23 protein-coding genes and 1 tRNA gene are annotated in these 21,934 nt (G+C 64.2%); 12 read left to right on the top strand and 12 right to left on the bottom strand.

Annotated features, from left to right (window positions below):
• The first annotated feature begins 137 nt into the window (after positions 1-137).
• The 3 genes from carB (at position 138) to GSH16_RS15040 (ending at position 4,550) form a co-directional block, all read left to right on the top strand.
• On the top strand, positions 138-3,416 hold the full coding sequence (gene carB / locus GSH16_RS15050; protein WP_160856442.1) for a carbamoyl-phosphate synthase large subunit: 3,279 nt from the start codon (positions 138-140) through the stop codon (positions 3,414-3,416).
• A gap of 137 nt (positions 3,417-3,553) precedes the next feature.
• On the top strand, positions 3,554-4,009 hold the full coding sequence (locus tag GSH16_RS15045; RefSeq protein WP_160856441.1) for a cell wall hydrolase: 456 nt from the start codon (positions 3,554-3,556) through the stop codon (positions 4,007-4,009).
• A 4-nt stretch (positions 4,010-4,013) separates the two neighbouring features.
• On the top strand, positions 4,014-4,550 hold the full coding sequence (locus GSH16_RS15040) for a gamma carbonic anhydrase family protein (RefSeq protein ID WP_160856440.1): 537 nt from the start codon (positions 4,014-4,016) through the stop codon (positions 4,548-4,550).
• Here the strand turns inward: GSH16_RS15040 and GSH16_RS15035 are convergent.
• The 6 genes from GSH16_RS15035 to GSH16_RS15010 form a co-directional block, all read right to left on the bottom strand.
• Positions 4,536-5,357: a metal ABC transporter permease gene (locus GSH16_RS15035; RefSeq protein ID WP_160856439.1), complete on the bottom strand. Its 822-nt coding sequence runs from the start codon at positions 5,355-5,357 to the stop codon at positions 4,536-4,538. The genes GSH16_RS15040 and GSH16_RS15035 overlap by 15 nt on opposite strands.
• 3 nt (positions 5,358-5,360) lie before the next feature.
• Positions 5,361-6,146: an ATP-binding cassette domain-containing protein gene (locus GSH16_RS15030; protein WP_160856438.1), complete on the bottom strand. Its 786-nt coding sequence runs from the start codon at positions 6,144-6,146 to the stop codon at positions 5,361-5,363.
• The gene (locus GSH16_RS15025; protein WP_160856437.1) at positions 6,143-6,628 is read right to left on the bottom strand and encodes a transcriptional repressor; all 486 of its coding nucleotides are present in this window, start codon (positions 6,626-6,628) and stop codon (positions 6,143-6,145) included. The genes GSH16_RS15030 and GSH16_RS15025 overlap by 4 nt, the downstream gene beginning before the upstream one ends.
• Positions 6,629-6,708: 80 nt before the next feature.
• Entirely contained in the window at positions 6,709-7,875 is a 1,167-nt protein-coding gene (locus tag GSH16_RS15020) for an acyl-CoA dehydrogenase family protein (RefSeq protein WP_160856436.1), read from the bottom strand.
• Positions 7,872-8,321, bottom strand: a complete 450-nt coding sequence (locus GSH16_RS15015) for an RbsD/FucU family protein (protein WP_160856435.1) — start codon at positions 8,319-8,321, stop codon at positions 7,872-7,874. The genes GSH16_RS15020 and GSH16_RS15015 overlap by 4 nt, the downstream gene beginning before the upstream one ends.
• 104 nt (positions 8,322-8,425) lie before the next feature.
• Positions 8,426-9,745, bottom strand: coding sequence for a DEAD/DEAH box helicase (locus GSH16_RS15010; protein ID WP_160856434.1), 1,320 nt, complete (start codon positions 9,743-9,745; stop codon positions 8,426-8,428).
• A 669-nt stretch (positions 9,746-10,414) separates the two neighbouring features.
• On the opposite strand from GSH16_RS15010, the gene GSH16_RS15005 reads away from it, so the two are divergent.
• From GSH16_RS15005 to GSH16_RS14980, 6 genes are all read left to right on the top strand, one after another.
• Positions 10,415-10,798 carry a hypothetical protein gene (locus GSH16_RS15005; RefSeq protein ID WP_160856433.1) on the top strand — a complete coding sequence of 128 codons (384 nt, stop codon included), beginning with the start codon at positions 10,415-10,417 and terminating at the stop codon, positions 10,796-10,798.
• A 174-nt stretch (positions 10,799-10,972) separates the two neighbouring features.
• The gene (locus tag GSH16_RS15000) at positions 10,973-11,401 is read left to right on the top strand and encodes a hypothetical protein (RefSeq protein ID WP_160856432.1); all 429 of its coding nucleotides are present in this window, start codon (positions 10,973-10,975) and stop codon (positions 11,399-11,401) included.
• A 256-nt stretch (positions 11,402-11,657) separates the two neighbouring features.
• Positions 11,658-11,957, top strand: a complete 300-nt coding sequence (csgH, locus tag GSH16_RS14995) for a curli-like amyloid fiber formation chaperone CsgH (RefSeq protein WP_160856431.1) — start codon at positions 11,658-11,660, stop codon at positions 11,955-11,957.
• 109 nt (positions 11,958-12,066) lie between these two features.
• Entirely contained in the window at positions 12,067-12,723 is a 657-nt protein-coding gene (trhA, locus tag GSH16_RS14990) for a PAQR family membrane homeostasis protein TrhA (RefSeq protein WP_160856430.1), read from the top strand.
• Positions 12,724-12,770: 47 nt separating this feature from the next.
• A complete protein-coding gene (locus GSH16_RS14985; protein WP_160856429.1) occupies positions 12,771-13,805 on the top strand; it encodes an AraC family transcriptional regulator in 1,035 nt (344 codons plus the stop codon).
• 154 nt (positions 13,806-13,959) lie between these two features.
• Positions 13,960-14,523: a transglutaminase-like cysteine peptidase gene (locus GSH16_RS14980; protein WP_160856428.1), complete on the top strand. Its 564-nt coding sequence runs from the start codon at positions 13,960-13,962 to the stop codon at positions 14,521-14,523.
• A gap of 138 nt (positions 14,524-14,661) precedes the next feature.
• Here GSH16_RS14980 and GSH16_RS15810 read toward each other — a convergent pair whose 3' ends face one another.
• The gene (locus GSH16_RS15810) at positions 14,662-15,450 is read right to left on the bottom strand and encodes a hypothetical protein (protein ID WP_205524137.1); all 789 of its coding nucleotides are present in this window, start codon (positions 15,448-15,450) and stop codon (positions 14,662-14,664) included.
• Between the two features lie 164 nt (positions 15,451-15,614).
• Positions 15,615-16,301, bottom strand: a complete 687-nt coding sequence (locus tag GSH16_RS14975) for a DUF2306 domain-containing protein (protein ID WP_160856427.1) — start codon at positions 16,299-16,301, stop codon at positions 15,615-15,617.
• A gap of 153 nt (positions 16,302-16,454) precedes the next feature.
• Between GSH16_RS14975 and GSH16_RS14970 the strand changes: the two genes are divergently transcribed.
• Entirely contained in the window at positions 16,455-17,582 is a 1,128-nt protein-coding gene (locus GSH16_RS14970) for a helix-turn-helix domain-containing protein (protein WP_160856426.1), read from the top strand.
• 179 nt (positions 17,583-17,761) lie between these two features.
• On the opposite strand, the gene GSH16_RS14965 is transcribed toward GSH16_RS14970, so the two are convergent.
• Together GSH16_RS14965 and GSH16_RS14960 are read right to left on the bottom strand one after the other, a co-directional pair.
• Positions 17,762-18,184: a hypothetical protein gene (locus GSH16_RS14965; RefSeq protein ID WP_160856425.1), complete on the bottom strand. Its 423-nt coding sequence runs from the start codon at positions 18,182-18,184 to the stop codon at positions 17,762-17,764.
• Complete coding sequence (locus GSH16_RS14960) at positions 18,181-18,648, bottom strand: cupin domain-containing protein (protein WP_160856424.1); 468 nt, start codon at positions 18,646-18,648, stop codon at positions 18,181-18,183. The genes GSH16_RS14965 and GSH16_RS14960 overlap by 4 nt, the downstream gene beginning before the upstream one ends.
• 105 nt (positions 18,649-18,753) lie before the next feature.
• Between GSH16_RS14960 and GSH16_RS14955 the strand changes: the two genes are divergently transcribed.
• Positions 18,754-19,704, top strand: a complete 951-nt coding sequence (locus tag GSH16_RS14955; RefSeq protein WP_160856423.1) for a LysR family transcriptional regulator — start codon at positions 18,754-18,756, stop codon at positions 19,702-19,704.
• Positions 19,705-19,905: 201 nt separating this feature from the next.
• Here the strand turns inward: GSH16_RS14955 and GSH16_RS14950 are convergent, their stop codons facing one another.
• Positions 19,906-20,850 carry an alpha/beta fold hydrolase gene (locus GSH16_RS14950; RefSeq protein ID WP_160856422.1) on the bottom strand — a complete coding sequence of 315 codons (945 nt, stop codon included), beginning with the start codon at positions 20,848-20,850 and terminating at the stop codon, positions 19,906-19,908.
• Positions 20,851-20,937: 87 nt separating this feature from the next.
• Between GSH16_RS14950 and GSH16_RS14945 the strand changes: the two genes are divergently transcribed.
• A complete protein-coding gene (locus tag GSH16_RS14945) occupies positions 20,938-21,651 on the top strand; it encodes a helix-turn-helix transcriptional regulator (protein WP_160856421.1) in 714 nt (237 codons plus the stop codon).
• A gap of 157 nt (positions 21,652-21,808) precedes the next feature.
• On the opposite strand, the gene GSH16_RS14940 is transcribed toward GSH16_RS14945, so the two are convergent.
• A tRNA-Met gene (locus tag GSH16_RS14940) sits at positions 21,809-21,885 on the bottom strand.
• Positions 21,886-21,934 lie beyond the last annotated feature (49 nt).

Below are 21,934 nucleotides of genomic sequence, written 5' to 3'. Positions count from 1 at the left end.
CCGTGTCCGGCGGCCGATTATCCCCCACCGCACCTTGCAACGGGGGCCGGTCCGACTATAACCAGCGCAATTTGCTTCACTGGGACGATACCGAGCCCCGGACCTTCCACGGTCGGGGCCGAAAAGGCGGGACCGGCATGCCGAAAAGAACAGACATCTCCTCCATCATGATCATCGGCGCAGGCCCCATTATCATCGGGCAAGCCTGCGAGTTCGATTATTCCGGCGCACAGGCCTGCAAGGCCCTGCGCGAGGAGGGCTACCGCGTCATCCTGGTCAATTCGAACCCGGCCACGATCATGACCGATCCGGACATGGCCGACGCAACCTATATCGAGCCGATCACGCCGGAGGTGGTGGCGCGGATCATCGCCAAGGAAAAGCCCGACGCGCTCCTGCCGACCATGGGCGGCCAGACCGGCCTCAACACCGCGCTGGCGCTCGACGATCTCGGCGTGCTCGCGGAACATGGTGTGGAACTGATCGGCGCCAAGCGCGACGCGATCGAGATGGCCGAAGACCGCAAGCTCTTCCGCGAGGCCATGGACCGGCTCGGGATCGAGAACCCGCGCGCCACGATTGTGACCGCGCCCAAGCTTGAAAACGGAAAGTTCGACATTGCCGCCGGCGTCGCCGAAGCAATGAAAGCGCTCGACGATATCGGCCTGCCTGCGATCATCCGGCCCGCCTTCACGCTCGGCGGGACCGGCGGCGGGGTCGCCTATAATCGCGAGGATTACATGGCGATCTGCCGGTCGGGCATGGATGCCTCCCCCGTCGGCCAGATCCTTGTCGATGAAAGCCTGCTCGGCTGGAAGGAATATGAGATGGAGGTTGTCCGCGACACGGCGGACAATGCGATCATCGTCTGTTCCATCGAGAATGTGGACCCGATGGGCGTGCATACCGGCGATTCGATCACCGTGGCCCCGGCCCTGACGCTGACCGACAAGGAATATCAGCTGATGCGGACCCACTCGATCAACGTATTGCGCGAGATCGGCGTGGAAACCGGCGGCTCAAACGTCCAGTGGGCGGTGAACCCCGAGAACGGCCGCATGGTGGTGATCGAGATGAACCCGCGTGTGTCGCGCTCCTCCGCGCTTGCCTCCAAGGCCACCGGTTTCCCGATTGCCAAGATCGCGGCCAAGCTGGCCGTGGGCTACACGCTCGACGAACTCGACAATGACATCACGCAGGTGACACCCGCGAGCTTCGAGCCGAGCATCGACTATGTCGTGACCAAGATCCCGCGTTTCGCCTTCGAGAAATTCCCCGGCGCCGAAGCCAGCCTGACCACCGCAATGAAGTCGGTGGGTGAGGTCATGTCGATCGGCCGGTCCTTCCACGAGAGCGTGCAGAAGGCGCTGACCTCGATGGAGACCGGGCTGAGCGGCTTCGACGAGATCGAGATCCCTGGCCTTGATGAGGACCGCAACGCCGCGATCATCGCCGCCATCTCCCCCCAGACACCCGACCGGCTGCGCCTCATCGCGCAGGCGATGCGCGAGGGGCTGCCGATGGAGGATATCCGCGCCGTCACCAAGTTCGACCCGTGGTTTCTCGACCGGATTGCCGAGATCGTGGCCGAGGAAGAAACGGTGCGCACGGGCGGGCTGCCGGAGTCGGCCGTTGGCATGCGGGCGCTGAAAGCCATGGGCTTCACCGATGCGCGGCTTGCGCATCTGGCCGGCAAGACCGAAGCGGAAGTGCGGGCGCACCGCCGGTCGCTCGACGTGGCGCCGGTCTTCAAGCGGATCGATACTTGTGCGGCCGAGTTCGAGGCCCAGACCCCTTACATGTATTCCACCTACGAGGCCGACGCGATGGGCTTCGCAGAATGTGAGGCGCGGCCCTCGGACCGCAAGAAAGTCGTCATCCTCGGCGGCGGTCCGAACCGGATCGGCCAGGGAATCGAGTTTGACTATTGCTGCTGTCACGCCTGTTTCGCGCTCACCGGCGCGGGCTACGAGACGATCATGGTCAACTGCAACCCCGAGACGGTCTCCACCGACTATGACACGTCGGACCGGCTCTATTTCGAACCGCTGACGCTCGAACATGTGCTGGAGATCCTGCGCAAGGAACAGGAGAACGGCACGCTGCATGGCGTGATCGTCCAGTTCGGCGGCCAGACCCCGCTGAAACTCGCCAACGCGCTTGAGGAAGAGGGCATCCCGATCCTCGGCACGACGCCCGATGCGATCGATCTGGCCGAGGATCGCGAGCGGTTCCAGAAGCTTCTGAACGAGCTCGACCTGAAACAGCCGGTGAACGGCATTGCCGCCTCGCGCGAGGAAGCGTTCGATATCGCCGCAAAGGTCGGCTACCCGCTGGTGATCCGCCCCTCGTATGTGCTCGGAGGCCGCGCGATGGAAATCGTGCGCGACGACGCACAGCTGGAACGCTACATCCGCGACGCGGTGGTCGTGTCCGGCGACAGTCCGGTGCTGCTCGACAGCTACCTCGCCGGCGCGGTCGAAGTGGATGTGGATGCGCTGTGCGATGGCAAGACCGTGCATATCGCGGGCGTGATGGAACATATCGAGGAAGCCGGAGTCCATTCGGGCGACAGCGCCTGTTCCCTGCCGCCCTATTCCCTGTCGGCCGAGATCGTCGAGGAGCTGAAGCGGCAGGCCGAGGCCATGGCGCTGGCGCTCAACGTGGTCGGCCTGATGAATGTGCAGTTCGCGATCAAGGACGGCACGATCTACGTACTGGAAGTGAACCCGCGCGCCTCGCGGACCGTGCCCTTCGTGGCCAAGGCCGTCGGCTCGCCGATCGCCTCGATCGCAGCGCGGGTCATGGCGGGCGAGCCGCTCTCGGGCTTCGATCTGGCCGATCCCGATCCGGGCCATGTGGCGGTGAAGGAAGCCGTGCTGCCCTTCGCCCGCTTCCCCGGCGTCGACACGCTGCTCGGACCCGAAATGCGCTCCACCGGCGAGGTGATGGGCCTCGACACCAGCTTCTCGCGTGCCTTCCTCAAGGCCCAGCTCGGCGCAGGCACCGATTTGCCGACCAAGGGCACGGTCTTCATTTCGGTGAAAGAGGACGACAAGGGTCCGCTGATCGCGGAGGCGGCACGGATCGTCTCCGGCCTTGGTTTCCGGATCGTGGCGACGCGCGGCACGCGGGACTATCTCGACGGGCTCGGGATCGCGGCGGAACTGATCAACAAGGTGCATGAGGGACGCCCGAACATCGTCGACGCGTTGAAGGACGGCGAAATTCAACTGGTCTTCAACACGACCGAGGGCGTCCAGTCGATCAATGACAGCCGGGACATCCGCTCCGTCGCGCTCTACGACCGGATTCCCTATTACACGACCGCCGCCGGCGCCCGCGCCGCGGCCCGCGCCATGCAGGACCGCGAAGCGTCCGAGATGACGGTGACCGCGGTTCAGGATTACGCATAGGCGACAGTTTGCCGGCCCTGCGGGGCCGGCAACTTGCCCGGTGGGTCAACTTGGGGCAGAGTGCGGCATCTGAAACGGCCCGGAGTCCGGAATTGTCTCGCTTTTCCATGTCCTTGGCAGCCATTGCATCGGCTGCGATGATTCTTTCCAATTGCACCACCGCACCAGCCGAAGCGCCCGAGGCGACCCGTGCGGCCGGTGATTTCTCCGCCAAAGACGTGGCCTGCCTGTCGGAGGCCATGTATTTCGAAGCCGCCGCCTTCAGCGTGAAGGGCCAGCAGGCGGTAGGCGAGGTGATCGTCAACCGCAAGAACGACCCACGGTTCCCCAACACGATCTGCGGTGTGATCTCCGAGGGTGTCGGATCCGGGCGCGGCTGCCAGTTCTCCTACAAATGCGACGGCAATCCGGAACATTACCGCTACAAGAAGGTGAAGGCGCAGACCGACCAGACCGCCAAGGCGGTCCTGTCGGGCAAGACCTCCGAACTCGCGCCCGGGGCGCTCTTCTTCCATTCCGCCCGCATCGCGCCGGGCTGGTTCGCCTCGCGGCCGCGCATCGGCACGTTCGGCGGCAACATCTTCTACAAGTGACGCCATGACGGACGGCACGCTTTTCAGCCTCGACGGGGTCGCCCCGACCCTGCCCGACGATGGCGACTATTACATTGCGCCCGGCGCGCGGGTGATCGGCAACGTGATCCTGCACAAGGGCGCCAGCATCTGGTTCAACGCTGTCCTGCGCGGTGATGGCGAGCCGATCGAGATCGGTCCGGACAGCAATGTGCAGGACGGGGCGGTCATCCATACCGACCCGGGCTTTCCCGTCCATGTCGGCGCATCGGTGACCGTGGGCCACAAGGCGATCCTGCATGGATGCCGGATCGGCGACGGGGCGCTCATCGGCATGGGGGCAACCGTGCTGAATGGCGCGGAACTCGGCGCGGGCTGCCTCGTGGGGGCCAACGCGCTTGTTACCGAAGGCAAGGTCTTCGAGGATCGCGCCATGCTCGTCGGTGCACCGGCGCGCCAGTTGCGCACGCTCTCGCCGCAGGATGCGGAAACGCTGGCAGGTGGCGCGGCGCGCTACCGCGCGAACATGACCCGCTTCCGCAAGGGGCTAAAGCCGCTCTGACATGGGCGGTCCGGCGATCCGCGACAGGCGGGTCCCGACCAGCGCTGCCAGAGAAAAGAGCACTGCGGCCGCGGCAACGATGCTCGGGCCGGCCGGCGTATCGGCGGTCAGCGACAGACCGAGCCCGAGCCACCCGGACAGGGCCGCCACGATCACAGCCACCACGGCCATGGCCTCGGGGCCGCGGGTCAGCGCCCGCGCCGCCGCGGCCGGAATCAGCAGCAGCGCGGTGATGAGGAGCGCACCCACGACCTTGATCGCCACCGCCACGAGGACCGCCAGAGCCAGTGTCAGCACAAGCTGTTCACGGCGCGGGTCGATCCCGTGCGCGGTTGCCAGATCGCGGTTGAGTGTCGCAAGAATGAGCGGCCGCCAGCGCCACGCGAGAAGTCCCAGCACCAGTGCCGCCCCGCCCCAGATGACGGCGAGGTCCTTCACCGACACGGCCAGCACGTCGCCAAAGAGGAATGCCATCAGGTCGAGCCGCACCGAGCCGATCAGTGCCGCGGCCAGCAGCCCGAAAGCCAGCGCACTGTGCGCGGCGACCCCCAGCATCGTGTCGATCGCGAAGGTCCGGCCGGACAGTTTCGACACGAAGAGCGCCATCAGGAGTGCCATCACGAGCACGCCGAGCCAGATCGGCATGGCGAGCGCCAGCGACAGCGCGACCCCGAGGATCGCCGCATGGGCCGTGGCGTCACCGAAATAGGCCATGCGCCGCCAGACGACGAAACAGCCCATCGGGCCGGCAGCCAGCGCCAGTCCGGTCACCGCGACGGCGGCGCGAAAGAGGAAATCGTCAAACATGGATCAGGCGGCTCCGGTCCGGTCCGCATCCGAGCCATGATGGTCATGCGCATGGTCATGCGCCGCATCATGGGGATGGTCGTGATGATGATGGTGGCTGTGCTCATGTCGGTAGAGCGCCAGCGCCCCTTCGGTCCCGAGCCCGAAAAGCGCGCGATACTCGGGCGCCTCGGACACGACCGTGGGCGTGCCCTCGCAACAGATATGTCCGTTGAGGCAGATCACCCGGTCCGATGCGCTCATCACGACATGGAGGTCATGGCTGACCATCAGGACAGCGCAACCGATCTCCGCATGCACATCCTCGATGAGCCGGTAGAGCGCGGCTTCTCCGGGCTGGTCGAGCCCCTGCGTCGGCTCGTCGAGCACAAGGATATCGGGGCCGACCAGAAGCGCCTGCGCGAGCATCACCCGCTGGAATTGACCGCCCGACAGGGCGCCAAGCTGCCGGTCGCCAAGGCCCGACGCGCCAACGCGTGCCAGCATGTCCGCGCGACGCTCCGCCGTACCACCGCTCAGCCGCAGGAACCGGCCGACGGTCAGCGGCAGGGTCCGGTCGACGGCCAGCCGCTGCGGGACATAGCCGATGCGCAAGCCCCGTTCCCGCTCCACAGTGCCGGAATGGGGCGCCTCGGCCCCGATCAGCACCCGCAGGAGTGTCGATTTCCCCGACCCGTTCGGGCCGACGATGGTCACGATCTCTCCGCGGTCGATCCGGAAGTCGATGTCGGTCAGCACCTCCGCGTCACCGAGGCGGACGATGACGTTGCGCGCGTCGATCAGGCTCATGCCTCTTCCTCCTCCCGCTTGCAGGCGGGGCACAGGCCCTCGGCCTCGACCACGGTCCGCTCCACCGCGAAGCCGATCTGGCGGGCGGCCACCATGACGCTGTCCTGCGGATCGGGCGACGGCAGTTCGGCCACCAGATCGCAGCCGCGACAGATCATGAAGCCCGGCGCATGCGCCTTGCCGGGCTGGCAGCAGGCGACATAGGCGTTGCGCTGCTCGATCTTGTGCACGAACCCGTTCGACAGCAGGAAATCGAGCGCGCGATAGGCGACCGGCGGTTGCGCCTTGTGGCCACGGGCTTTCAACTCGTCGAGCAGATCATAGGCGCCGAGCGCGCGGTGCGATTTCAGAAGGATTTCCAGAACGTCGCGACGCACTGGCGTGAGCCGAAGGCCGCGCGCGGCACATTGCGCATCGACCGCGTCGAGCGCCATGCCCTGGCACCGCCCGTGATCGTGCCCGTCAAAAATCGTATCCGTCATGGGTCGTCACCCGCCCACCTATTGCGAAGAATGTTATATAGTAACATATGCCGCGCAAAGGAAGCGGAAAGGCATGGGGCCTAGTAGGAACGCGGCAGTCCCAGAACGTGGGTGGCGATATAGGAGAGGATCAGGTTGGTCGAGACCGGCGCCACCTGATAGAGCCGCGTTTCGCGGAATTTCCGCTCGATGTCGAACTCCTCGGCGAAGCCGAACCCGCCATGGGTCTGCAGGCAGGCATTGCCCGCCGCCCAAGAGGCATCCGCCGCCAGCATCTTGGCCATGTTGGCCTCGGCTCCGCAAGGCGCACCCGCATCGTACAGGCTGGCCGCGCGTTCGCTCATCAAGGCCGCGGCGCGCATCTCTGCATAGGCCTTGGCGAGCGGGAACTGCACACCCTGGTTGCGCCCGATCGGTCCGCCGAAAATCTCTCGGTCCTTCGCATAGGCCGTAGCCGTGTCGAGGAACCATCGCGCGTCACCGATACATTCATGCGCGATCAGGATCCGTTCCGCATTCATCCCCGACAGGATGTAGCGGAAGCCCTTGCCTTCCTCCCCGATGAGCGTGCTTGCCGGCACCGGCACGTCGTCGAAGAACACTTCCGTCGTCGCATGGTTCATCATCGTGCGGATCGGGCGGATGCTCATGCCCTCGGCCAGCGCCGCCTTCATGTCGATCAGGAAAACCGACAGGCCGTCGGTCTTGCGCGCGCAGTCGGCGGCAGGCGTCGTGCGGGCGAGCAGGACCATCAGGTCTGAATGTTCCGCCCGACTGGTCCAGATCTTCTGGCCGGAGATGATGTAGCGGTCGCCGTCCCGCCGCGCGAAGGTGCGGATCGCGCCCGTGTCCGTGCCACTCGTCGGCTCGGTCACGCCGAAGGCCTGAAGCCGCAGCCGTCCGTCCGCCACTTTCGGCAGCACCTCGGCTTTCTGCGCTTCCGACCCGTGTCGCAGCACCGTGCCCATCACATACATCTGGGCATGACAGGCTCCGCCATTGCCGCCCGAGGCGTGAATTTCCTCCAGTATCGCAGCGGCGGCGGCCAGCGGCAGCCCCGATCCGCCATAGGCTTCGGGAATCAGGGCGGCCAGATAGCCGGCTTCCGTCAACGCCGCGACAAACTCGGTCGGATAGGCATGGTCGCGATCGAGCGCCCGCCAGTAGCTGCCGGGGAAGTCCGCGCAGAGCTGGCGTACCGCGTCACGGATATCGGCATAGGGGTCGGCAAATGGCGTGTCAGTCATTGCGCTCCGCCATCAGAGGGCGCCACGACGCCTTTCTTGACGATGATATTGCCGTAGAGCCGCGTCTCGCCGGTCAGCACGACGCCGAACGCCGCGCGCGCGACATCGTAAAAGTCGAACCGGTCAACGGCGCGGATCGGCGCCGGTGCATCGGCCACTTGGTCTATGATCGTCTGGAACTCGGCCACAACGGGCGGCACCGCTTCGGGGTCGCCGACCACGCCCATCACGCGGGCCGGATCATCGACGAACGTGTCGAGCGGCAGGAGGCCCAGCACCGCATTGAGCGCGCCTGTCGCCGTCACCCCGTCGAGCCGCACCAGCCGCCGGGCGCAGCTTTCGGCGGGAAAATTCGCATCGGCAATCACCAGATCATCGCCATGGCCCATCGCGGCCAGCATGTGAAGCAGGTCAGGGGACAGAAGCGGGTCTAATCCTCGCAGCATGGGCGCATCTCCGAATGAAAAGGGCATAGCGGGTCGCGCCCACTATGCCCTTGGAGATTTTTTCTGCAATGCCCGCCTGCCCTGCGGCCTTCGGGTCGATGCCGTCAGGCGGCGGGCTTGCGCCGCTGCGGCTTGCGCTTACGCGCGGGGCCGTTGCGTTTCTGGCCGCCGGGCTTCTGCCCCTGCGGCGCGCCGCGGCTGTTCTTCTGGCGCGGTTTCTGGCCGTTGCCGCCCGCATTGCCACCTCCGCCACGACGACGGCGGCCCGGCTTGCGGGGCGCAGGCGCAGGTTCCGCCGGACGCTCACCGCCGATTGCGGGCAGTTCCATGCCGATCACCGACTCCACGGCCAGAAGCCGGTCGAACTCGTCGGGCGTGCAGAAGGCGATCGCCTCGCCCGAGCGCCCGGCACGCGCGGTGCGGCCGATCCGGTGAACATAGTTTTCCGCCACTTCCGGCAGTTCGAAATTATAGACATGACTGACACCGGGGATGTCGATGCCGCGTGCGGCCACGTCGGTGGCCACAAGAATGCGCGTCTCGCCATTGCGGAAGGATTTGAGCGCGCGTTCGCGCTGGCCCTGGCTCTTGTTGCCATGGATCGAAGCCGCCGGAAGGCCGGCCGACACGAGCGTCTTCATCAGCCGTTCCGCGCCGCGCTTGGTGCGCGCGAAGACGAGCGACAGGCTCTCCTTGTCGGCGGACAGCGCATCGATCAGGATCTGCGTCCGCGCGGCCTTGTCGACATAGTGGACGCTCTGGCGGATCTTGTCGGCGGTACGCCCCGGAGGCGACACTTCCACACGAACCGGATCGGTCAGATATTCTTCCGACAGTTCGGCAATCAACTTCGGCATGGTGGCCGAGAAGAGCATCGTCTGGCGCTCCTGCCCGACCAGCTTGGCGATCCGCCGCAGCGCGTGGATGAAGCCGAGGTCGAGCATCTGGTCCGCCTCGTCGAGCACGAGGAATTTCGCCGCGCTCAGGTCCACCGCACGCCGTTCCACAAGGTCGAGCAGACGGCCAGGCGTGGCGACAAGGATGTCTGTGCCGCGCGACAGGCGGTGGACCTGCGCGTTGATCGACGCACCGCCGATGGCGACTCCGATCTTGAGCGGCGTGTTCCAGACGAAGCTGCGCATGTTCACGGCGATCTGGTTCACCAGTTCGCGGGTGGGCGCCAGCACCAGCGCGTGCACAGCCTTCGGTGCGGGCTTCTCGGGCCGCGCAATCAGCTGGTGGACGAGCGGCAGGCCGAAGGCGGCCGTCTTGCCGGTGCCGGTTTGTGCCAGCCCGAGCACGTCGCGTCCGCCCAGCACATGGGGGATCGCCTCGGCCTGAATGGGGGTCGGGGTCTCGAACTTGTTGCGGTCGAGGGTCTTCAGAAGGGTCTTGTTGAGACCCAGGTCAGAAAAAGTCGTCACAATCTCTCTTTTCCGCCCCTGCCGTCACGGCAGGGCGCTGGTCAAAACCGGAGCGCAGGCACGCGGGCAAAGCCGGCACCTGTCCGATATCGCGGTCGCGGCCCCGCCTCACCGGGCGCATTCTGCGACCCGGCCGTGCGGCCGCCTGAACCCCGCGTGACATGGGAACATTCTGCATCCCGGCCTGCCGGCCGTTGGGGCGGATGCGTCTGGGATGGTCCGGAGAGGGCGAATCATATTGCGTCCGCCGGTCGGGACGGGCCGCTCACGCGGGCGGCCGTCATCCTGCAAGGGCGCTCTATCTGCCCCTTCCGGCCCGGTGTCAAGCGAACTCGGCGGCAGCGAAGGCCGCAAATAGCGGCTGTCCGGGCGGATTTCATAGTGCATGTGCATCAAGGATGACGCATTTGCACCATCGGCACGGGACGAAGGCACCATTTCAGACGCAGATGCATGCGATCCTCGCCGTCCGCGCACCCAATTCGACATTTGCATGAAAAAGCAGTTCTCCGCCGCGCCACCCAATCCATCTGCCCGGATCGAGGTCCTTTTTTCGCGCTTTCAGGGACGCTTGAGATCACCGCCCGGCACCCCCACGGCCCTAGCCTGAGACCACGAGCTCAGAAAACAGCTTGTGTGTGTCAACGCAGTAAAACAGTGGAGATTGAAATGAAAAAATTTGCTCTTACCGCCGTCCTTGCCACCGTGATCGCCGGGGGTGCAATGGCCCAGAACGTATCCGTCGTCGAACAGTTCGGCCTCGGCAACGCACAGGCCACCAACCAGTCCGGCGCAACTGCCCACGGCACCTATTGGACAGGTAGCAACACGGCCTATACGGGCCAGCTCGGCATTGCCAACATTTCCGTGACCAATCAGGCTGGTTCGAACACCGCCGGCACCGTCCAGATTGGTGCCTTCAACGGGTCCATGACCAACCAGTATGGCGCTGGCAACGCGGCCGCAACGCTGCAGGTCGGCATTGCCGGACACCAGTCCAGCACCAGCCAGGTCGGCCATGGCAACGTGTCGCTGACGACTCAGACCGACTGATCCGATCCGAGCGTTCCGGGGGCGGCACCCGCCCCCGGTTCATCCGGTTCATTCGCGCCGATGCACCACCCGGATCGAAGGCCGGTGTTATGAGCCGCCTGCCGCAGGGCGGCTTTTTCAGTCACATGGTTTTCCCTCCGGACCCGCACTGGCGCTCAAGAAAGGAGTAAGCCAATGATACGTCATCTGACACTCTGTGCGGCTCTGCTCGTTCCGGGACTCGGACTGGCGCAAAATGCCTCTTCCGTGCTTCAGGCCGGGCTCGACAATGCGCAGGTGACCCTGCAATCTGGCATGAACCAGGCCACCACCATCCAAGGCGGTAGTGGCAACCGGGCCGTGACTGCCCAGTCTGGCCAGAATGCGTCGATCATTGTCCAGATCGGTGAGGACCATACCGCAGCCGTGGTACAGTCCGGCAGCGTGAACATCGCAGGTGTCGCGCAGATCGGGTCCGGCAAGTCTGTCGCCGTCGGACAAAGTGGCCAGGCCAATGCGTTCGGCTCGATTCAGGCCACGCACGGCAGCTACGGTTTCTCGAGTTCTGCCAGTCAATCGAACGGCTGGCTCGATGTAGAGGTCCATGTCGGCGTCTCGCCCTGAGCCACAAGATCCTTTCACCCGACCCGATTTTTCTGGGCTGCGGCCGGGTGGAAGATGCGGCCGCCGGCGCCCTGGTGCGTCCGGCGACCGCAACAGTCCTGCAGCCCCGGCCAATGCCCGCAGCCCGCAACGGCCGACAAGGAGTTTTGTCATGTTTCATTCATCTGGTCCCGGGACGAGGCATGGACGCCCCCGCGCACCCCGCGCGGCGCTCCTGTGCCTCGCCGCCCTGATCGGACCGACAGGGGGTCACGCCATGAGCAATCTGGAATGCGAGATCCGCAAACGCGCCCATGCCGCTGGGTTTGAACTGGTTGGCGTCGTCCGCGCCGATCACAAGGTCAACGGCACCTACAGTTTCATCGTCAACCGCACTGGTCCGGCGGGCAGCTCCAACGTGTCGCAACGCGGCATGTTCACGCTTGCCTCCGGCAAACCGGCCGTCGTCGGCTCCGTCGCGCTCAACCGCAGCGCGGGCGATCAGTATCTGATCCGCCTGACCGTCCAGGCCGACGGGCGGGAAAAGATCTGCGACGCGACGTTTGACGATCTGTAGGTCCGGCATTTGCGAAAACACTCCGGGGACGCGGTCACGCCGCTGACAAAAACGCGTCACCTGCACCATTGCCCATTGCGCGTCGCAGCGCCCGCGATAGGGTGATCCCATGTTCGAACCCGTTACAGAATACCGCGATTACAGCCGCGCCGAACGGCTCTCCGACGCTGTTGTTCACATTGTCGGACTGACCGCCGCGCTCATGGCTGTGCCGGTTCTGATCACGCTTGCCGCCGTCTGGCGCGGGGATGCCGCGGCGGTCCTGTCGACCAGCATCTACGGCGCCTGCCTGATCGCCATGCTCGGCTGCTCGGCGCTCTACCATCTGGCCTGGCGGCACCGCTGGCGCGGGCTTTTCATGCGGCTCGATTATTCGGCGATCTACTTCAAGATCGCCGGAACCTATACGCCCTTCATCCTTCTGTCCGCCTCACCCGGCTGGGCGCTCCTGACCGGGCTCTGGGGCGCGGCCATTGCGGGCACATCGCTGCGGGTGCTGCAGCCCGACCGGTTCCGCTGGCTGGCAATCGGCCTGTGCCTTGCAATGGGGTGGGCCGGGCTCATCGAAGGGGCGTCCATGTTCGAGACGCTGTCCTGGCCGGTGACCATCCTGATCGTGATCGGCGGCCTGACTTACACGGTCGGCATCATTTTCCACGTCAATCACCGGATGCCCTTCCACACGCCCGTCTGGCATGTGTTCGTGCTGGCCGCAACGGCCGTGTTCTTCGCCGCGGTCATCCTGCATCTCGAGCAGACGAGCTGATACGGGACCCCTCCCTTGCCGCGCCCTGACAGGCTAAAGTCCGGCCGATGACCGATCCCGGCCCCACACTTGCATTCGTTCGCCATGCCGCGCTCGTTCTGCGCGCCCGCACCTCCAGCGAGGAGGTCGACCGGATCGTGGACGCCCTCGGCCTGCCCGATGTGATGCATGCGCCGATCGAGACCCTGATCCCGATCGAGCAGGAAGCCGCTTTCATCGAGGCCGCCTGCGACGGCGCAGGCATCGATTTCGGTTTCGACTGCGGCCTGTCCTTCGGTCTGGCCTCGACCCTGCCGCTCTATCTCAACCAGCATGCGCCCCGCTTGCGCGACGGTATCCGCCGGGCCATCCGGTTCATGCGGACCGCTCGCCCGGGTCTGGAATTCTCACTCGACGAAAGCGGCAATGCGGCCGCGATCCGGTTGGACCTCTCCAACCCGGACCTGCTGGCCAGTCCACGGCATCAGGAAGCAATGATCGGCGCGGCGGTCTCGCAGATCCGCACCTTCACCGACAGGTCGTTCCATCCCGACAGTGTCAGCTTCCGACATGCGCGGGCACCGGTTGCCGCGTCGGTATCGGCCAAATTCGGGTGCCCGGTCCTTTTTGACGCCGAAGAAATCGAATTGCGCCTGTCACCGGCCATTCTGGATGCGCCCATGATCTCCCGAGACGATATCCTGAGCGGCCTCCTCCTGTCGCAGGCCGAAGATGCACTCTCGCGGCTCGACCGGATCGCGTCGGGCGTCGTTGCGCAGCTCGAACTCGTGCTCGACGCGGGATATCCCGACACGATGCCCTCTCTCGACGCGGCCGCCAGCAGGCTCGGCATGTCGTCCCGCACCTTGTCGCGAAGGCTGAAGGATGCGGACACCAGCTTCCAGACGGTGCGCGCACATGTCCGGACCCGGATCGCCGCGCGCGAGTTGCGCGACAGCGATCGCCCGATCGGGGAGATCGCCTGGCGGCTGGGCTATGCCGGACAGGCCGCCTTCTCCACGGCCTTCCGGCAGCATGTGGGCCTGTCCCCGCGCGCCTATCGCGCGGCCAACAGGGCGCGACACGCCAACCCGGACGCGTGACCGGACGCTTGCCCGAAGCGACCAGGGCACCTAATCTCGGCGAATTACGCCCGGGCAATTCCAAACGCACCCGGGGCAGAAAACCGACAGGGACAAGATGACCCCCATTCCCCGACCCGCCCGGCTGCCCGTCCGACCGGATCTGTTGTCCGCGATGGCGTTCCTGCCCGTCGCGCTTTTCGCGCTGTTTCTGTCCGCCCAAACAGCTCTGGCCAACAACCGCATTGCCCTTCTGGAGCCGGCTCGCGCTCCGAGCGGGTTCGACGGCGTCTGCGCGCGCCTGCCATGGGCCTGCGCCCCGGGCCGGGCCGGCCGCGTGAGCGGGACGAAAGCCATGCTGTCGACCGCCCTTTCGGTGAACCTCTTTGTCAACGCGAAGGTGCGCGAGATTTCCGACCAGCGCCAATACGGGCAGCCGGACCATTGGGACCTACCGACACAACGGGGCGGCGATTGTGAGGATTTTGCGCTCCTGAAAAAACGCGAGCTGATCAAGCGCGGTATCGCTCCCGACAATTTGCTGATCGCGACTGTTCTGCAGCCGAACCGCGAAGCCCATGCCGTGCTTGTCCTGCGCACGGGCGGCGGCGATTTCGTGCTCGACAATCTGACCAACAAGATCAAGCGCTGGGACGAGACAGGCTATTTCTTCCTGCGCATTCAGGATGCTGGGAGTGTGTCGAACTGGCGCTTCGTGATGGCGGGTGGCGGCTCCTGAACTCCTGCCGATGCACTCAAGGCTCAGCATAGTCGAGGCGGGCGGCATCCGCGAAGATGCCGCCCGCCGTTCGCCCGGTTTGGACGAGACGGCGGCGTTGAATTTTCCACCGCCATCCGGTCCACGGGCGCCTAGACGTCAGGACTGTCCATTGGCGCCGCCACTGTTGCCCGGATTGCTGGGATCGTAGCCACCCGGATCGTTGCCATGGCCATTGTTGCCATCATCGCCGCCAGAGCCGCTGTCGTCACCATCATCACCTCCGTTGCCAGGGCCGCCTGGGCCGGTGCCGTTTCCGCCGCCGTTACCATTGCCGTTTCCACCGCCATTGCCTTGGCCGCCTCCATTGCCGTTGTCATTCCCGTGGCCACCGCCATTCCCGTTGCCATTTCCGCCACCATGGCCGCCGCCGTTGCCGTTTCCGCCACCGCCGTTGCCGCCATCATGGCCGTCCTCATGGTCGTGGCCATCACCCTCGTCGTGTCCGTCACCTTCGTCCGGGCCGCTTGCATCATCGTCCACCGGCGTGCGGGTGGGGACGATCGCGTCGACCCAGCCGTTCCGGACCGGCTCTTCCGCCTGCGGCTCGTCAGGCTCGCCGCGCGTGCCACCACCAGCCGGGCCGCGGACCGATGCCGTCGGCAGATCGGATAGAAGGCTCGCCATCGCCGGGCAGGATTCCGATGTTTCGATCAGGATCGCATCGAGCGCATCGGTCTGCTGGAGATAGGCGACAAAGCCAGGCGTGACGGTCTCGCACCCGCAAAGTGCGTCATACTCGGCCTCGAGGATCACATCCCGCGCGACATTGACGGTGCACTTTTCTGGTGCGGATTGCGCCCCCGCTGCTCCGGCAGCCCCGATACTCAGGGCCAGTGCCGCACCAGCCATGGCCGTGCTGGATTTCAGGGTCTGAACGATGTTCATGTCACTACTCCGTTTCACAAGTGTTTTCCTTCCCTGAAACGAAGATGGAGGCTTGCGACCCGGCAGAGTTTCGATGTCCCGCTGATGATTTGCGAAAGTGCGCCATGATCCAAAAGTTTGGACAGCCGTGCCGGTCTGCGATTTGGAGCCCTTGGAAAACCGCCCTATTGGGTAACCACCGACCGATGTGGCCGAAGTGTTTTCCAGAGCCAGAACAGCATCAGGAGCACGATGGCCAGTTCCGGCAGGGACAATAGGCCTGAGTTCTGCACGGCTTCGGGAAAGGCCGAAGCGCCCGGTCCGGTGAAGGCGGACCCGGCCGCGATGAAAAAGCTGAGGCACATGCGCGAAAGATGTTGGGCGATCCGGTGTCTGTTTGACACTTTTGTCACCAGCAGCAGGCGCAGGTCTCCCGCAAAAACAATGGCAGCCATGCCGAAGAGGAAGAAATAGTCGGCAGCCGCAAAGCCGAACAACCGCGCATCCGGCAAGGTCGTCGCATACCACCCGGCTCCGCCAAGGCCGGCCGCGTTGAGCGCATTCACCGCAGCGACCGCGACGAACCATCGCTTTGTGCGCGCCGCCTGTATGCGCACCGCCAGAACGCCGCTGGCAACGAGGGTCGCCCCGAGAATACCGGCGTGGACGGTGATCCAGAATGTATCAAACCTGTAGGCGCCAAGGACCGCCCCCAGCATGGACGTAAGGCCCATACTGATGACGAAGATGCGACCGGCGCCCACATGGACATTGCGCCCCTTTCGGGACCCGAGCGCGATGGCGCCGACGATAACGGCCAGTGTGCCGAGGGCGACATGCAAGACGAGGGTGATGACGTGAAGATCAGGCATTTTATGTCCTATCAAACGGGAAGGTTGCGAAGAGGACCTGCACCCGCGTGACATGTCCTGTCGTCCGCGCATGACGGCGAGGACATTTTTCCTGCACATCCCCGAACCAAAGGGCGCGTTGATGCGGGCGGTGAAACCCGCGTATCAAGGCACATGACCAACGCAGCCCTCCTGACACTCGCTGGCCTTTGTCTTGGCATTGCCCTGTCCGGGTTTCTTGCCGTCCTGCTGCGGAACGGGCGTTTGCCCGAACGGCTCAGCCTCGGTCTGGTCTATGTCGCATTCATGGGCATGATCGCATTGCCGGTTGTCAGGGCCTTCGCGGAAGCCGCGTTGACCCTCTACATGCCGCTCTTGCTCGTCCTGTTGCTGGCCCTGCCGCCCGCCCTTTACCGCTTCATCCTAGCGAGGACAGGCAAGGCACCATCCGCGCGCATTCCGTGGCGGGATCTGGCTTTGCCACTGGCAGGCGGCGTGGTGTGCCTGGGCTATTGGGGCCTCCCGTCACAGGACAGGGACATCATGCTCATCTCGGGTGCGCTTCCAGCGGGGTTCTGGCCGGCGGCGCTCGCCCTGTCGACCTTCGGGCTGATCATGGTCTGGCTGATCGCCTCCTTCGCCTACCTGATTGCCAGTCTGCGGCGCCTCACCGCCTATCGCGCCGAAATCCGGCAGTTCTTCTCGGATGCCGACCAGCGGGACTTGCGCTGGATCGATCTGGTCATCCTTGTGCTGGTGCTGATCTGGGCCGCAGGCGCATTTGCGCTGGCAGAGGACAATCTGGCGCGCAGCAGAATTTTTGCCGAGGAACTGTATCTCGTCCTGATCGCCGTCGGCTTGCTGGTCCTGAACATCTTTGCCCCGACCGAACCGCCGGACCCGCAGATGGAAGGACCCGCGCCGGACACGAAATATGCCCGATCGGCATTGACGCGTGACCACGCGGCAAAGCTAGCAGACCGGATCGAGGCGGTGATGCGACAGGACGCGCCCTATCTGGATCCCGGCTTGTCGCTGCAGGATCTGTCACGGCGCGTGGGCGCGCTCCCGAACCTTGTGTCGCAAACGCTCAATCAGGAGATCGGGGCAACCTTTTACGACTATGTTGCGCACTGGCGGATCGAAGCGGCAAAACCACGGATCGCAAAAGGCGAGGCATCGGTCCTCACCGTTGCATTGGATGTTGGGTTCAACTCGCGCTCGGCTTTCTACAAGGCCTTCAAACGGGAAACCGGCATGACACCCAAAGACTATCGCAACGCACAGAAGAGCGCCGCCTGAACGCAGGAATCCGGCCAAGTGCTGCCGTAGTCAGCAAGGTTTCTGAGTCGCGCTGCAATGGTCCGGTCTGTTGCTTTGGACTTCTGGCCCGAAGGCGGCCGGTTCAGCAGGTGCAGGAGCAGGCGCTTGCGGGGACGAGGGGCTGCGCCTGCTACCCGCGTTTTTCGCGGAAGGCGTGACTATTCTGCGGGTTGGGTCGTCATCCCGCTGTCCGAACCGGCTTCATGCGACGTGTGGCCGACACCGTATTTCAGGACAACGAAACCGAACAGTGCCACTGTCAGAACCGCCAAAACGGACCCGATCTGAGCGAGGACTTCGGTCTGGCCGGAAATGGCGAGGGCGATCCCGGGGGTCAGCACCAGAACAGCGCCGGTGGTCAGCAGATAGTGGAACCCTGCTGCCCGGCTTCGCCCTGCATGCGGCGTCAGGGCATAGTAGGTGCCGAAGACCGACATCATCACGAAGCCGATCAGGTTGAGATGCCCGTGCGCAGGCGACAGCGCATGATCGTGGGTTGCCGACATTTGAATGCCCCAGACCATTCCGCAAAGTGCAAACAGCGCGGCCGTTGCAAAAAACATCTTTGGTGCGTTCTTCATTGTATTGCCTCCTCGTCATCAGAACTCAATGGAGGGCCAGTAAACGTCAGATTGTATTTTGACGCAATTTTGGCGATCTCCGGCATATCTTGCGGAATGCACAATTGCCCAGCCGCCATTTCGGCAAAGAACCGTTCAAACCCGCCGGGCGTCAGGATGACGAGGTGGCGGGCCGGCACATCGCTCACCACGCGAAACGTGTGTTCCCTGCCGCGCGGGACAAAGGCCGTTTGCCCCGGCCCCCGCGCAAACCGTTCGCCATCCAGCCAGAATTCGGAATCGCCCGTCAGCATGACAAAGGTCTCGTCCGCATCGTGGTGGATGTGACGGGGCGGACCGGACCCGGGCGGCGAGACGGACTCCGTGATCGACATCGCGCCATCGGTGGCATCGGTCGTGAGAATGGTCTTGTAATGGACCCCGAGCCACGCGATGGCACCGGGTCCGAGTAATGAGTCTTTCATCGCTTCCTCCTGCAAAGACCGGGAAACGAAGGCGCCTTCGACGGGCACAGGATACCACCGCGCTAATCATATGGAAAATTGATTGAATGTATCGTATCAATTTACATGGCTAATTTGAAAACGTTCGATTTGAACCTTCTGCGCGTGCTGAATGCGTTGCTGGAAGAGCCTTCGACCGTTCGTGCCGGCGAAGCGCTCGGACTGTCCCAGCCAGCGGTTTCTGCGGCGCTCGCGCGCCTCAGAGTTGCGCTCGGTGATGAACTGTTTTTCCGTCGCGGCAAAGGACTGGAGCCCACACATTATGCGCTCACCCTGAAAGAGGACCTGAAGCAGGTTCTCGACCAGATTGAAGATCTGATCCAGGGACCGGACAGGTTCGACCCGTGCACATCGGATGCGAGTTTCCGCATCTCGGGGAGCGACTACTTTGCTGAGCTTCTGATGCCGAAACTGGCCGAACGGCTTCAGCCCCTTGCCCCCGGGATGCGTGTCCATCTGGTTGATCTGGTCCCGGACAATTATGTCGAGACACTCGACCGCTACGAGGTCGAGCTCGCCATTGTGCCGCAGACGCAATTCCCGGATTGGGTTGAGTGCCGTCCGGCCTTCAGGTCTGGCTTTTCGGTGATTGCCCGCAAGGATCACCCGCGCCTGAAGCGGGAGGGATTGGCGGATGGCGATATCGTGCCGATCGACTTGTTCTGCGATGTCGGCCACGTTCTGTTTTCGCCGGAGGGAAACAGCAGAGCCATCGGCGATGCGGCTCTGGCAGAGGTCGGGCGCGAGCGGCGTGTGGTCATGACAATGCCGACCTTTTCGGGCGTCTATCGGGCCGTGGCCGGATCGGACCTGATCGCCCTGCTTCCGACAGCATTGGCCCATCACGTGTCCCGAACCGCCGGTCTGCGTGTCTACCGCGCCCCGATGCCCGTCCCGACCGCGCAACTGTGCATGATCTGGCACCGGCGATACGCCGCAAGTGCGTCGCATTCTTGGATGCGCGACCAGATCGCGGACCTGCTGTCGTCGCTCGATGAGGAACCTGTCTCCACGTGACAGATTCCGAACGCGTGCGGCGACCGACGCCCATCCATAGCTGGTTTTGTGTCCGCCCGATCCGCGCCCACAGGCGATGCAATCAAGTCGCTGACCGGCTCGGATGGCCATGCCGTTCCACGGCAGCTCGTCCGTTTCAGCGCTGGCCGCAGCGACGGCCCCTGCCGTCCGGTCCTGCCGGACAGCAAGGGCCGCCGCGCCTCAGGCCGCCAGGTCGAGCGCCAGCCAGCCCAGAATGGCCTCTGTGGTCTCCTGTGGCTTCTCCTGCTGGATCCAGTGGCCGCAATCGAGGTGCACAAGCTCCACCTTCGGGACAAAATCTGAGAGATTTTCTGACGGCGGGATCGCGTCCTGCGTGCCGTAGATCATCAAGGCCGGCTGCCGGACGATGGGATCGATGTCAGCCAGAAGGTGCCAGTTCCGGTCGAGGTTCCTGTACCAGTTTATGCTCGGGGTAAAGCCGGTGTTCTCAAAGGCCGAGACGAACACGTCAATCTCCGCGTCAGACATCACAGGATCGCCCGACGGCCGGTCCGCCTGCGCTAGATTGATCATCATCATCCCCGGATCCGGCGGCAGCGCCGGCAGGTTCTTGCGGAAAAGGTTGCGCAGGAACGATCCGGCATTCGCGTCCAGGATGGCATCCGCAACGCCGGGCTTGCGGTTGAAGTGGACAAAATAATTGTCCGCGCCGAACAGGGTTTCCATGAAGGTGATCCACGGCACAGGCGTCCGCGCCTGATAAGGCAGCGCGAGGTTGATGATTTTCCTGACGCGGTCCGGATGCAGGATCGCCATGTTCCAGACGACATTTGCACCCCAGTCATGGCCGACAAAGACCGCGTCCTCATAGCCGAAATGGTCCAGCAGCGCGGCAAGATCACCCGTCAGATGGGCGATGTCATATGCGGCCACATCCTCCGGGCATGACGAGTTGCCGAAACCGCGCTGGTTGGGAACGATGACATGGTAGCCGGCCGCGGCAAGGGCCGGCATCTGGTGGCGCCAGGAAAAGGCATGCTCGGGCCAGCCATGGCACAGCAGGATCGGGTTGCCCCTGTTCTCCTGCCCGGCTTCGAAAACCTCGAGGTCGACGCCGTTGAGCGCGATCAGTTTGGCTGAAGGAAAATCGGTGAATTTGGTCATGTCTTTGCCTCCGGTTCTGCTGTTCCGACACCGGATTACCCCTCAAAGGTTCCAAATTTTGGCACCTTTCTGTATCTATCTACAAGTATGAGGACCCGGGAGAGACAAGAGGCCATCATCCGAAACCTGCGCCGCAGCGGACCGACAAGGATCTCTGCCCTGTGTGCGGAGGTCGGGGCGTCGCGCAGCACGATCCTGCGCGATCTCTCCGCGCTGCGTGACGAAGGCTATGTGATCATCGCGGAACAGGGACGTGGCGGTGGCATCTATCTCGACCCGGGCTCCGTTCAGACGACGGCCAGGCTGTCGGTTCCGGAGGTTTTCGCGCTCATCATCGGCATATCGAGCATGCGTGCCGCCGGGTCGCTTCCCTTTGCCGGCCTGGCCGACAGCGGCCTGTCCCGGATCGAGAAGTCCCTGCCGCCCGACAGGCTGCGTGACCTCCGGCGCCTGCTGGACAGTCTCTATGTCGGGCCACTGGCCCCGCAGGTCGATCTCTCCACGGTCGGAGAGGTGGAAAACGGCTTGCTTCCGGCATTCGAGCGGGCCTTTCTCGAGCGACTAAGTCTGAAATTCGACTATGTGGATGCCAAGGGCGCGAGAACCCGGCGCTGCGTCGAACCCCAGGCGATGCTGATCCTGCCGCCGCTCTGGTATCTGGTAGCGTGGGACCCGAGTCGGGCGGATGTCCGGCATTTCCGAATGGACCGGATCAGCCGGCCCGATGTGGTCGAGGGCCAGTCATTCCGGCCGCGGCGGATCGAATTTGCTGCCGGTGTGCAGCCAGTTCGGTATGCGTAGCAGGTGTCAGTGCATCACGCGGACTGCGGTAATTGAAAGCACAAGCAACCACAGACCCTGCGCCATCAAACGTTGGAGTGTTTGCGGAACCATGTCCCTACAGGAATAGGCAAATGGAAAACGCCCGCGGCTTCTCTCCGCAGGCGTTCTGTATAGTTGGTTGCGGGAGCAGGATTTGAACCTGCGACCTTCAGGTTATGAGCCTGACGAGCTACCGGGCTGCTCCATCCCGCGGTGATGTTCTTTTTTGTATCGTTTGAGAGCGTCTGTTCTTGTCAGGTTT

The organism is Oceanomicrobium pacificus (assembly GCF_009833495.1).
Taxonomy (GTDB): domain Bacteria; phylum Pseudomonadota; class Alphaproteobacteria; order Rhodobacterales; family Rhodobacteraceae; genus Oceanomicrobium; species Oceanomicrobium pacificus.
This window is presented reverse-complemented; position numbering and strand designations above follow the sequence as displayed.